This window comes from Streptomyces sp. NPDC006798 (assembly GCF_040635975.1).
In the GTDB taxonomy this organism is placed as follows: domain Bacteria; phylum Actinomycetota; class Actinomycetes; order Streptomycetales; family Streptomycetaceae; genus Streptomyces.
Window position 1 is genome coordinate 249,672 of the sequence record NZ_JBEYIS010000001.1, and the last position, 13,935, is coordinate 263,606.

Here is a 13,935-nt window from a genome sequence, read left to right on the forward strand (position 1 = left end):
GACGTAACCGGAAGGGAGAAAGATGAGTGGCGCAGCCACCGATATCGCGGCCGTCGATATCGCCGTGATCGGGATGTCGTGCCGCTTTCCCGGCGTACCCGACCTGGCGGCGTACTGGCGTCTGCTGCACGAAGGGCGCTCGACCGTCGGCACCTTCCCCGAAGGGCGGGCGACCCCGCCGGGCTGGCCGACCCGGCCGCCCCACCCGGACGCGGCGACCGTGCGCCACGGCTCCTTCTTCGACACCGTCGACGGCTTCGACGCCGCGTTCTTCGACACGGGACCGGCGGAAGCCGCCGCCATGGACCCCGTCCAGCGGCTCGGCCTGGAACTCGCCTGGGAGGCCGTGGAGGACGCCAGGATCGCGGCCACCGCCCTCGCGGGCCACCGGATCGACGTCGTGGTCGGCGCCGAGCCCTCCGGCTACGAACTGCTGCGCGGGGCCTCCGGAAGCGACCGGGACGACCACTACGCGGCGCTGGGCTCCGGTGGCGCGCTGATCGCCAACCGGATCTCCCATCTGCTGGACCTCCGGGGGATGAGTCTCTGTGCCGACTCGGGCCAGTCCTCGTCCCTGGTGGCGCTGGCACTGGCCTGCGACCGGATCCGCGGCGGCGCGGCCGAGACGGCGCTCGCGGGCGGGGTACGTCTGATCATGGACCCGGCGGCGGGCCTCGGCATGGCCAACCTCGGCGCCCTGTCGCCCGACGGCCGCTGCCACACCTTCGACGCCCGGGCCGGCGGCTTCGTCCGGGGCGAGGGCGGCGCGTTCACCCTGCTCAAGCGGCTCGACCGGGCCGTCGCCGACGGCGACCGCGTCTATGCCGTGATCCGGGGCTGGAGCGTCGGCAGCGGAGGCGCCACCTCCCGGCCGCCGGATCCCAGCCCCGGAGCGCAGGCGGCGACCGTACGGGCCGCCCTCGCCCACGCGGGCGTCCCGTTCGAGGACATCGACTACATCGAGGCCCACGGCACCGGTACCCGGCTCGGCGACCCCGCCGAACTTTCCGGCCTGCGCGAGGTGTTCCGGGAGACCGGCCGGAGCCGCCCCCTGGTGATCGGCTCGGTCAAGACGAACATCGGACATCTGGAGCCCGCGGCGGGAATCGCCGGACTGGTGAAAGCCGCGCTCTGTCTGGACCGCGCCCGGCTGGTCCCCAGTCTGAACTTCCGCACACCGAACCCCGCCGTCACCGACTTCGAACGGGACTTCGAGGTCCCGCGGACCGCCCGGCCCTGGCCCGAACCCGCCGGAAGGCCCCGGCGAGCCGGAGTGTCGGCCTTCGGCATGGGCGGCACCAACGCCCATGTGATCCTCGAAGAAGCGCCCGGCAGCCCGGCCGGGGAGGGGGACGGCGAGGCCGCCGCGCCCCGTACCGACGCCCTGCCCTGGGTCTTGTCGGCCCGGTCGGAGCCCGCCTTGCGGGCCCAGGCGGCCCGACTGCGCGAACGCGTAGCCGAGGCCCCGTCGCTGTCCGCGGCCGATATCGGGCACTCGCTGGCGGTGACACGCTCGCTCTTCGAACACCGGGCGGTCCTGCCGGGCGGCGACCGTGCGGCGGCCCTGGCCGCACTCGACGCCATCGCGGCGGGCGAGCACGCGGCGGGCGGACACGCGGCCGGGGTGATCCGGGGCTCCGCCGAGGCGGCGGCGGGCCCGGTCGTCTTCGTCTTCCCCGGGCAGGGCTCCCAGTGGCCCGCGATGGGCCGTCGGCTCTACGCGGAGTCGGATGTCTTCGCCCGGAGCATGGACGACTGCGCGCGGGCCCTCGCCCCCTGGCTGGACTGGTCACTGCTGGATCTGGTGACCGGCGCGCCGTCGGCACCGTCCCTGGACGACGGGGACGCCGTGGTCCAGCCCGCCCTCTTCGCCATGATGGTCTCCCTGGCCCGGGTCTGGCGGTCCCTGGGGGTGGTCCCCGACGCCGTGGTGGGCCACTCGCAGGGCGAGATCGCCGCCGCCTGCGCGGTGGGCGCGCTCTCCCTCGACGACGCGGCGCGGATCGTCGCCCTCCGCAGCCGCGCACTGACCGAACTGGCGGGTCTGGGCGGGCTGAACGCGGTCTCCGCGCCCCTGGACTGGGTCGAGGCCCGACTGGGCGAGTGGCCGGACAGGCTCTCCGTGGCCGCGGTCAACGGACCCGGCTCCGTGGTGATCGCGGGTGACCCGGAAGCACTGGCCGGGTTCGCCGCGACGGCGGCGGGCGCCGGGGTCCGGGTCCGCCGGGTCAAGATCGACTACGCCTCCCACTCCCACCAGGTCGAGCGGATCCGGGACCGGGTGGTCGAGGCGGCGGGCGGGGTGACACCGCGACGCGTGGCGGTCGAGTTCCACTCGACGGTCACCGGCGGGCCACTGGACACGGACCGGCTCGACGGCACGTACTGGTATGACAATCTGCGTGCGACCGTACGCTTCGGTGAGGTCGTCGAACGGCTGATGCGAGACCGCGGCGGTGTGTTCGTGGAGGTCAGTCCGCATCCCGTGCTGGCGGTGGCGATGGCGGAGACGGCCGACGCCCTCGACGCGGCCCCACTGATCGTGGGCACTCTGCACAAGAACGACGGCGGCGCCGGCCGGATCGTCACATCGCTCGCCGAACTCCATGTCCGGGGCGTACCGGTGAACTGGGACGCGTTCTACGCCGCCGGGTGCCCGCGCCCGATCGACCTGCCGACCTACGCGTTCCAGCGGGAGCGGTACTGGCTGGCGGCGCCCGACGGTACCGATGGCCCGGGTGCGGGTGCGGGTGCGGGTGCGGGTGCGGGTGACGGAGCGGCGGCGGGGGCCGGGGCGGCGGAGCCGCGTTCGGAGGCGGCGGTCCTCGATCTCGTCTGCGCCGAGGCGGCGGCGGTGCTGAACACCGAGGACGCCCCGCTGGCCGGCGGCGATCTCGTGGCCCGGTCGGCCGAGACCTTCAAGGACCTGGGTTTCGATTCCTCGATGGCCGTACGGCTCCGCAACCGGCTCACGGCCGCCGCGGGCGTACGGCTTCCGGCCACCGTCGCCTTCACCCACCCCACTCCGCGCGCCCTCGGCCGGCACCTGTTCTCCCTGCTCGTGCCGGAGAGCCCGGACCTACCGCCCGACCAGGAGGCCGAACCGAGTGCGGAAAGCCGGAGTGACGATGAATTGTACGAATTGATCGACCGCGGATACGTGTAGCGCCATTCGTTCGTCCGAGCAACTGTTGGGGAGGCCCTGGTGGAGGACGTCGACAAGCTCCGGTCCTATTTGCGCCGCGCCGTCGACGACGCGCAGGCCCTGCGCGGACGGGTGCGCGAGCTGGAGGAGTCCGCCCGCGAGCCCATCGCGATCGTCGGCATGTCGTGCCGCTACCCGGGAGACGTCCGCACCCCGGAGGACCTGTGGAGCCTCGTCGACCGGGGCGTCGACGCCATTACCGACTTCCCGGCGGATCGTGGTTGGGATGTGGAGGGGCTGTACGACCCCGATCCGGACCGTCCCGGTACGTCGTATGTCACCAAGGGGGGGTTTCTGGCGGATGCCGCCGAGTTCGACGCGGGGTTCTTCGGGATCGGTCCGCGTGAGGCGACGGCGATGGATCCGCAGCAGCGGTTGCTGTTGGAAACCGCGTGGGAGGCCGTGGAGCGGGCGGGTATCGACCCGAGCGGGCTGCGCGGCAGCCGCACCGGCGTCTTCGTCGGCGCGATGACCCAGGACTACGGCCCCCCGTTGCACGACGGCGCCGCCGGATACGACGGCTATCGGCTCACCGGCCAGACCGCGAGCGTCGCCTCGGGCCGGGTCTCGTACGCCCTCGGCCTCCAGGGCCCGGCCGTGACGGTCGACACCGCCTGCTCCTCCTCTTTGGTCGCGACGCATATGGCGACCCGGGCCCTCCGCGACGGCGAATGCGAACTGGCCCTGGCGGGCGGTGCCGCCGTGATGGCCACACCGGGCATGTTCGTGGAGTTCAGCCGTCAGCGGGGGCTCGCGGGGGACGGTCGGTGCAAGGCGTTCGCGGAGGCCGCCGACGGTACCGCGTGGGCGGAGGGTGTGGGGCTGCTGTTGCTGGAGCGGCTTTCCGACGCGCGGCGGAACGGCCATCGGGTGCTTGCGGTGATCCGTGGGTCGGCGGTGAACCAGGACGGTGCGAGCAATGGCCTGACCGCCCCCAACGGGCTCTCGCAGGAAGAGGTCGTACGCCGGGCACTGAGCAGTGCGGGGCTCGCTCCGCGGGACGTCGATGTGGTCGAGGCGCATGGTACGGGGACGGCGCTGGGCGATCCGATCGAGGCGCAGGCACTGCTCGCCACCTATGGTCAGGACCGGCCTGAGGGCCGGCCGTTGTGGCTGGGTTCCTTGAAGTCGAATATTGGTCATGCGCAGGCTGCGGCGGGTGTGGGTGGCGTCATCAAGATGGTGATGGCGATGCGGCACGGGGTGTTGCCGAAGACATTGCATGTGGATGAGCCGTCGTCGTTCGTGGACTGGTCGGCGGGTTCGGTGGAGTTGCTGACGGAGGGGCGGTCGTGGCCGGAGGCGGGTCGTCCTCGGCGGGCGGGTGTGTCGTCGTTCGGTGTGAGCGGGACGAACGCGCATTTGATTGTGGAGCAGGCGCCCGAGGTGGTGGATGGGCGTGAAGGGTCCGGGCCGGTGGTGGTGTCGGATGGTGTGTTGCCGTGGGTGGTGTCGGCGCGGTCGGAGGGGGCGTTGCGTGAGCAGGCCCGGCGGTTGCTTGATCATCTGGACCGCCATCCTGAGGTGACGCCCGTCGCGGTGGGACACGCCCTGGCGACGGGCCGGGCGGCCCTGGACCATCGGGCCGTGGTCATCGGCCGCGAGCCGATGGAACTGAAGGAAGGGCTTGCCGCGCTGGCGGCCGGTGAACCTTCGAGCGGCGTGGTGTCGGGCGTCGCCCCCGGCGGCCCGGGGCGTACGGTTTTCGTTTTTCCGGGGCAGGGGGCGCAGTGGGTGGGTATGGGTGTGGGTTTGTTGGAGTCCTCGCCCGTGTTCGCCGAACATCTGCGGGCTTGTGCGGGGGCTCTTGAGCCGTTTACCGGTTGGGATCTGGTCGGTGTTCTTCGGGGTGTTGATGGTGTTCCGGGGTTGGATCGGGTGGATGTTGTGCAGCCTGCTCTGTGGGCGGTGATGGTGTCGCTGGCGCGGTTGTGGGAGCACTTGGGTGTGGTGCCGGATGCTGTGGTGGGGCATTCGCAGGGGGAGATCGCGGCGGCGCATATCGCGGGTGTGCTGTCTCTGGAGGACTCGGCCCGGGTGGTGGCGCTGCGGTCGCAGACCATTGCGGCTCTCGCGGGACCGGGAGGGATGGTCTCCCTGCCGCTCCCCGTCGCGGATGCCTCGGTCCTGATCGAGCGCTGGGGCGGACGGCTTGCCGTCGCCACCGTCAACGGACCCGCCGCCACGGTGGTCGCCGGTGATATCGATGCCGTAGAAGAGTTGTTGACACACTGCGATGAAGCGGACATCCGGGCGCGGAGGATCCCGGTGGATTACGCCTCCCACACCCCGCATATGGAGGCTTTGAAGGACCGGTTGCTGGAGTTGCTGGCCCCGGTCCGGCCCCGGCTCGCCTCCGTCGCGTTCTACTCCTCCGTCGCCGGTCGTACCGGTGGTCCGATGCCGGACACCACGGTGATGGATGCCGGATATTGGTATGAAAATCTGGCCACGACCGTCGACTTCCAGCACGCCACCCGAACCCTCTTGGACGACGGCCATGCCCTGTTCATCGAGGCGAGTCCGCATCCGGTCCTGACCCATCCCGTCCAGGAGACCGCCGAGGACCACGTTGGTACGACTGACGTCACCGTCACCGGCACGCTCCGCCGTGACGACGACACCTGGCAGCGCGTCCTCACATCCCTCGCCACCGCCCACACTCACACCGCCATCGACTGGACCCGCTTCTACGCCACCGGCACCGGACCCGTCGACCTCCCCACCTATCCCTTCCAGCGTGAGCGGTTCTGGTTGGAGTGGTCGGGTGGGGTGGGGGATGTGGGTGTGGTGGGTCAGGGGGTGTCGGGGCATCCGTTGTTGGGTGCGGTGGTGGAGTTGGGCGGCTCGGACGCGGCTGTGCTGACGGGTCGGTTGTCGTCGGCGTCGCAGGCGTGGCTGTCCGATCATGTGGTGGCCGGTGTGGTCGTGGTGCCGGGTGCGGTGTTGGTGGAGATGGCGCTGCGGGCCGGGGACGAGGTGGGTGTCGAAGGTGTCGAGGAGTTGACGCTGGAGGAGCCGCTGATCCTGCCCGGCGGTGCGGGGGTGCAGTTGCGGGTGGAGATGGGGGAGCCCGACGACAGCGGGCGGCGCCCCGTGAGCGTGTACTCCCGGCCCGACAGCGAGGAGACCGGGACGCCGTGGACCCGGCACGCCACCGGAACCCTGACCGCCCGGATGCCCACCGCACCGGATTACGCGGCATGGGCGCCTCCGACGGCCTGGCCCCCGGCCGGAGCGGTCCCGGTCGACGTCGAGGAGCTGTACTCGTCTCTGCTGGACGAAGGCTATGAGTACGGGCCGGAGTTCCAAGGTGTGCGGGGGGTGTGGCGGCTGGGGGAGGAGGTCTTTGCCGATGTGGTGTTGCCGGAGGATCGGCAGGGGGAGGTGGCGGGGTTCGGTCTGCATCCGGTGCTGCTGGACGCGGCGCTGCATGCGGGGCTGTTGACGGGACTGGGTTCGGGTGGTGGTTCGTTGGGGCTGCCGTTCGTCTGGTCGGGTGTGCGGTTGCACGCGACCGGGGCCGTACACGCCCGGGTACGGCTGACGCCGACCGGTCGGGCTTCGTTCGCCGTGGAAATGGCCGACGCCGAAGGCGCCCCGATCGCCTCTGTGGACAACCTCGCCCTACGCCCCGTCGACCCCGCCAAGCTCACCGGGACACCGGGCGGACACCATGACGCCCTGTACCGGTTGGAGTGGCTCCGGCGTACGGCCCAGGAATCCGACGGAGCCACGTCCGGCCCGTGGGCGCTGGTCGGCGACAACGCGTTCGGACTGACCTCGGCCATGGCCGTCGGCCGGACGACGCGGTACGCCGATCTGTCCGCGCTCGGTGCCGCCCTCGCCACCATCGCCCCGGATCCCGCCTCCGGCGGGCGGCCCGAGCTGGCCCTGTTCTGCCCCCGGCCCACCGAACACACTTCGAGCGGTGACCCCGTCGCCGTACGTGCCGCATTGGCCGAGGCGCTGCTCCTGGTGCGGTCGTGGCTGGCCGACGAGCGATTCGCCGAGCTACGGCTGGCGGTGGTCACCCGGGGCGCGGTGTCGGCCGGGAGCACGACGGATCCCGATCTCGCCCTGGCGGCGGTGTGGGGGTTGCTGCGCTCGGCGCAGACGGAGAACCCCGAGCGGATCGTCCTCGTCGACATCGACGCGGACGAGTCGTCTCTTCGCGCCCTGCCGTCGGCGCTGACCCTCGGCGAACCGCAGCTCGCGGTGCGCGCGGGCGAGATCCTGGTGCCGAGACTGGTCCGGGCCGCCGGTCCCGGTGAAGAGGGCCGGAGCGGCGGAGGGACCGCGACCACCGGGTCACCACTGGGGGATCCGGAGGGCACCGTACTGATCACCGGTGGCACCGGCACGCTCGGCGGACTGCTGGCCTGCCATCTCGTGACCACGTACGGGACACGGCATCTGCTGCTGGCCGGCCGACGCGGGCCGGACGCCGACGGGGCACGCGAACTCGTCGCCGAGCTGACCGCGCTCGGGGCGACGGCCACCGTCGTGGCCTGCGACGCCGCCGACCCCGTCGCGCTCGCCGCCGTGCTGGACGGGATTCCCGCCGGGCACCCCCTGACCGCCGTCGTCCACACCGCGGGTGTACTGGACGACGGTCTGGTCTCCGGCCTGACCCCGGATCGCCTCGATACGGTCCTGCGGCCCAAGGCGGACGCGGCCTGGCATCTGCACCGGCTCACCCGGGACCGGGAACTGTCGGCGTTCGTGATGTTCTCCTCGGTGATGGGCGCGCTCGGCGGCGCCGGACAGGGCAACTACGCGGCGGCCAACGTCTTCCTCGACGCCCTCGCCGAACACCGCCGGGCGCGAGGACTGCCGGCCGTCTCCCTGGCCTGGGGTCTGTGGGAGCCGCGAAGCGGTCTCACGGGAGATCTCGGCCGGGCGGACCTGGCCCGAATGGCCCGGACGGGCCTGGTACCGCTGACGCCGGAGCGGGGGCTCGCCCTGTTCGACACGGCACTCGTCCGCGACGAGCCGACGCTGGTACCCGCCGGGCTGGAAGCCGCCCGGTCGGCCCGGGACGGCGGCGGACCGGTACCGGCCGTGCTCGGCGCGCTGGTGCGCCCCCGCACGACCCGGCGTACGGCGGCCGTTTCCGGAAAGCCGGCCGGACCGGCGGGCGGACGGCGATTCGCCGGGATGTCACCGGCCGACGCGGAGCGTGAGCTGCTGGAGGTCGTACGGGCTCACGCCGGGGCCGTACTGGGACACGGCGGACCGTCTGCCGTCCGGCCCGACAGCACCTTCCGGGAGCTTGGCTTCGACTCCCTCGCCTCCGTCGAACTGCGGAACCGTCTCACGGATGCTCTCGGTCGCCGGCTGCCCGCGACGGCGGTCTTCGACTATCCGACACCGGTGGTACTGGCGCGGTACTTGCGTGGTGAACTGCTCGGCGACGCGGCCGATGCGGATGCCGGTTCCGGGCCCGTGGTCACGGGAACGGCATGGGACGAGCCGATCGCCGTGGTGGGAATGGGCTGCCGACTGCCGGGAGGCATCGACTCGCCGGAAGACCTGTGGGAACTACTGGCGGCGGGCGGCGACGCGATCTCCGAGTTCCCGGCGGACCGCGGCTGGGATGTGGAGGGGCTGTACGACCCCGATCCCGACCGGCCGGGAAAGAGCTACGTCCGGGAGGGCGGCTTCCTGGCGGATGCCACCATGTTCGACGCGGGGTTCTTCGGGATCGGTCCGCGTGAGGCGACGGCGATGGATCCGCAGCAGCGGTTGCTGTTGGAGACGGCGTGGGAGGCCGTGGAGCGGGCGGGTATCGACCCGAGCGGGCTGCGCGGCAGCCGGACCGGTGTGTTCGTCGGTGCCATGAACCAGGAGTACGGCTCACCACTGCACCAGGCCGCCGAAGGTATGGACGGCTATCTGCTGACCGGTAGGACGGCCGGTGTGATCTCCGGCCGGCTGGCCTACTTCCTCGGGCTCGAAGGTCCGGCGATCACCGTCGACACGGCCTGTTCGTCGTCCCTGGTCGCCCTCCACCAGGCGATCCACGCACTGCGCCAGGGCGAATGCCCCCTCGCGGTGGCCGGTGGAGTGGCTGTCATGGCCACTCCCGGTGTGTTCACCGAGTTCAGCCGGCAGCGGGGCCTGGCGGCGGACGGTCGCGTCAAGGCATTCGCCGCCGCCGCCGACGGCACCGGCTGGGGTGAGGGCGTCGGCGTTCTGCTGCTGGAGCGGCTTTCGGATGCGCGTCGGAATGGTCATCGGGTGTTGGCGGTGGTCCGTGGTTCGGCGGTGAATCAGGATGGTGCGAGTAATGGGTTGACGGCGCCGAATGGTCCTTCGCAGGAGCGGGTGATCCGGCAGGCGTTGGCGAATGCGCGGCTGTCGGCGGACGAGGTCGATGTCGTGGAGGCGCATGGTACGGGGACGACGCTGGGCGACCCGATCGAGGCGCAGGCACTACTCGCCACCTATGGTCAGAACCGGCCGGAGGACAGGCCGTTGTGGCTGGGTTCTCTGAAGTCCAATATCGGCCACACCATGGCGGCCTCGGGGCTGGCCGGTGTGATCAAGATGGTGATGGCGCTCCGGCACGGCGTACTGCCGAAGACATTGCATGTGGACGAGCCGACACCACATGTCGACTGGTCGGCGGGTGGCGTACGGCTGCTGACGGAGGAGCGCGCATGGCCTGATGCCGACCGTCCGCGCAGAGCCGCCATTTCCGCCTTCGGTATCAGCGGGACGAACGCGCATCTGATTGTCGAGCAGGCGCCGGAGGTTGTGGAGGGGGGTGGGGGTGCTGCGCCGGTGGTGGTGTCGGATGGTGTGTTGCCGTGGGTGGTGTCGGCGCGGTCGGAGGGGGCGTTGCGTGAGCAGGCCCGGCGGTTGCTTGATCATCTGGACCGCCATCCTGAGGTGACGCCTGTCGAGGTGGGGCATGCTCTGGCGGCGAGTCGGGCGGCCCTGGACCATCGGGCCGTGGTCATCGGCCGGGACCGGTCTGATTATCTGGACGGGCTGACGGCGCTGGCGGCTGGTGAGCCTTCTGGCCGGTTGGTGTCGGGCGTCGCCCCCGGCGGCCCGGGGCGTACGGTTTTCGTTTTTCCGGGGCAGGGGGCGCAGTGGGTGGGTATGGGTGTGGGTTTGTTGGAGTCCTCGCCCGTGTTCGCCGAACATCTGCGGGCTTGTGCGGTGGCTCTTGAGCCGTTTACCGGTTGGGATCTGGTCGGTGTTCTTCGGGGTGTTGATGGTGTTCCGGGGTTGGATCGGGTGGATGTTGTGCAGCCTGCTCTGTGGGCGGTGATGGTGTCGCTGGCGCGGTTGTGGGAGCACTTGGGTGTGGTGCCGGATGCTGTGGTGGGGCATTCGCAGGGGGAGATCGCGGCCGCGCATATCGCGGGTGTGCTGTCTCTGGAGGATTCCGCGCGGGTGGTGGCGCTGCGGTCGCAGACGATTGCCGCGATGGCCGGATCCGGTGGCATGGTCTCCCTGCCTCTGTCCAGGTCTGACGCCTCGGCTCTGATCGAAAGCTGGGCTGGTCGGGTGTTCGTGGCGGCGGTGAACGGTCCGTCGTCGACGGTGGTCGCGGGCGATACTGACGCCCTGGCCGAACTCCTCGCGCACTGCGAGGGCGAACAGATCAGGGCACGCCGAGTCCCGGTGGATTACGCCTCCCACACCCCCCATATGGAAATCCTCAAGGACCGGTTGCTGGAGTTGCTGGCCCCGGTCCGGCCCCGGCCCGCCTCCGTCGCGTTCTACTCCTCCGTCACCGGTCATACCGGTGGTCCCATGCCGGACAGCACGGTGATGGATGCCGGGTATTGGTATGAAAATCTGGCCACGACCGTTGATTTCGAGGCTGCGACCCGGGCTCTGCTGGACGGCGGTCACAGTCTGTTCGTAGAGGCGAGTCCGCATCCGGTGTTGACGTATCCGGTGCAGGAGACCGCCGAGGACCACGCGGAATCCCTTCGAGTCACCGTCACCGGCACGCTCCGCCGTGACGACGACACCTGGCAGCGGCTTCTGACGTCCCTCGCCGCCACCCATATGCAGACGTCGGCCGACTGGTCGGTGTTCTATCCGGCGGATCGGCCTACGCACCTTGATCTGCCCACCTATCCCTTCCAGCGTGAGCGGTTCTGGTTGGAGTGGTCGGGTGGGGTGGGGGATGTGGGTGTGGTGGGTCAGGGAGTGTCGGGGCATCCGTTGTTGGGTGCGGTGGTGGAGTTGGGCGGCTCGGACGCGGCGGTGCTGACGGGGCGGTTGTCAACGGCGTCGGTCGGCTGGCTGTCCGATCAGGTGGTGCCGGGTGCGGTGTTGGTGGAGATGGTGCTGCGGGCCGGGGACGAGGTGGGTGTCGACGGTGTCGAGGAGTTGACGCTGGAGGAGCCGCTGATCCTGCCCGATGGTGCGGGGATGCAGTTGCGGGTGGAGGTGGGGGAGCCCGACGACAGCGGGCGGCGCCCCGTCGGCGTGTACTCCCGGCCCGACGGCGAGGACTCCGGGGGGCCGTGGACCCGGCACGCTACGGGCACACTCGCCCCGGACGGCTCGGTGCCGACGTCGTGGGACGCGCGGATCTGGCCTCCGAGCGGGGCAGTGCCCATGGAGATCGAGGAGTACGAGTACGGGCCGGAGTTCCAGGGTGTGCGGGGGGTGTGGCGTGTGGGGGAGGAGGTCTTCGCCGAGGTGGTGTTGCCGGAGGAGCGGCAGGGGGAGGTGGCGGGGTTCGGTCTGCATCCGGTGCTGCTGGACGCGGCGCTGCACGCCGGACTGATCGTGGGCGGCGTTTCGTTGGGGCTGCCGTTCGTCTGGTCGGGTGTCCGGTTGCATGCGACCGGGGCCGTACACGCCCGGGTACGGCTGACGCCGACGGGCCGGGCTTCGTTCGCCGTGGAGCTGGCCGATCCCGAAGGCGCCCCGATCGCCTCCGTGGACAACCTCGCCCTACGCCCCGTCGACCCCGCCGAGCTCACCACGGCAGACACCTCGTCGGCCACGGCGGAGACCTCGGCGCGCCCTCGTATCACCCGGCGTACCGCCGCCGGATCGACAGCCGGGCAGAGGTTCGCCGGGAAATCCCTGATCGATGCGGAGCGTGAGCTGCTGGAGGTCGTACGGGCTCACGCCGGGGCCGTACTGGGGCACACCGGAGCGTCGGCGGTACGACCCGAGAGCACCTTCCGGGAGCTGGGCTTCGACTCGCAGTCGTCGATCGTCCTGCGCAATCGTCTGACGGAGGCCGTCGGCCTGCGGCTGCCCGCGACGGCGGTCTTCGACCATCCGACACCGGTGGTGCTGGCACGGTATCTGCGTGGTGAACTGCTCGGCGACGCGGCCGATGCCGACACCGATGCCGGACTCGTGGTCACGGGAACGGCCCGGGACGAGCCGATCGCCGTGGTGGGCATGGGCTGCCGACTGCCGGGAGGCGTCGGATCCCCGGAAGAACTGTGGGATCTGGTGGCGTCCGGGACCGAGGCACTTTCGGGGTTCCCGGCGGATCGTGGTTGGGATGTGGCGGGGCTGTACGACCCCGATCCGGACCGTCCCGGTACGTCGTATGTCACCAAGGGGGGGTTTCTGGCGGATGCCGCCGAGTTCGACGCGGGGTTCTTCGGGATCAGCCCGCGTGAGGCGACGGCGATGGATCCGCAGCAGCGGTTGCTGCTGGAAACCGCGTGGGAGGCCGTGGAGCGGGCGGGTATCGACCCGAGCGGGCTGCGCGGCAGCCGCACCGGCGTTTTCGTCGGCGCCGTCTCGCTCGAATACGGCACACCGCTGCACCAGGCCCCCGAAGGTATGGACGGCCTGCTGATGACCGGCAAGATGACCAGTGTGATCTCCGGCCGGCTGGCCTACTTCCTCGGGCTCGAAGGCCCGGCGATCACCGTCGACACGGCCTGTTCGTCGTCCCTGGTGGCGCTCCACCAAGCGGTGCATTCACTCCGCCAGGGGGAGTGCGCCCTCGCGGTCACCGGCGGAGTGTCGGTGATCGCGAGCCCGGGGGTCTTCACCGAGTTCAGCCGGCAGCGCGGCCTTGCCCCCGATGGCCGGGTCAAGGCATTCGCCGCCGCCGCCGACGGCACCGGCTGGGGTGAGGGCGTCGGCGTTCTGCTGCTGGAGCGGCTTTCGGATGCGCGTCGGAATGGTCATCGGGTGTTGGCGGTGGTTCGTGGTTCGGCGGTGAATCAGGATGGTGCGAGTAATGGGTTGACGGCGCCGAATGGTCCTTCGCAGGAGCGGGTGATCCGGCAGGCGTTGGCGAATGCGCGGCTGTCGGCGGACGAGGTCGATGTCGTGGAGGCGCATGGTACGGGGACGACGCTGGGCGACCCGATCGAGGCGCAGGCACTACTCGCCACCTATGGACAGGACCGGCCGGAGGACAGGCCGTTGTGGCTCGGCTCCCTGAAGTCCAATATCGGCCACCTGGGGGCTGCGGCGGGTGTAGCCGGTGTGATCAAGATGGTGATGGCGCTCCGCAAGGGGAAGCTGCCGAGCACCTTGAACGTGGATGAGCCGACCCCGCATGTCGACTGGTCGGCCGGTGCCGTGGAGTTGTTGACCGAGGAACGGCCGTGGCCGGAGGCCGGGCGCCCGCGCCGGGCCGGAATCTCCGCTTTCGGGGTCAGTGGAACCAATGCCCATCTGATTGTGGAGCAGGCGCCGGAGGCGGTGGACACCGATGGCTCGGGCGTGTCCGGGCCGGTGGTGGTGTCGGATGGTGTGTTGCCGTGGGT

2 protein-coding genes are annotated in these 13,935 nt (G+C 70.9%); both read left to right on the plus strand.

Annotation, left to right across the window (positions count from 1 at the left end; genetic code table 11):
* Positions 1-22 precede the first annotated feature (22 nt).
* Entirely contained in the window at positions 23-3,166 is a 3,144-nt protein-coding gene (locus ABZ714_RS01100) for a type I polyketide synthase (protein WP_358822992.1), read from the plus strand.
* A gap of 39 nt (positions 3,167-3,205) precedes the next feature.
* Positions 3,206-13,935: SDR family NAD(P)-dependent oxidoreductase (locus ABZ714_RS01105; protein WP_358822993.1), on the plus strand; the 10,730-nt coding region annotated here is incomplete at its 3' end.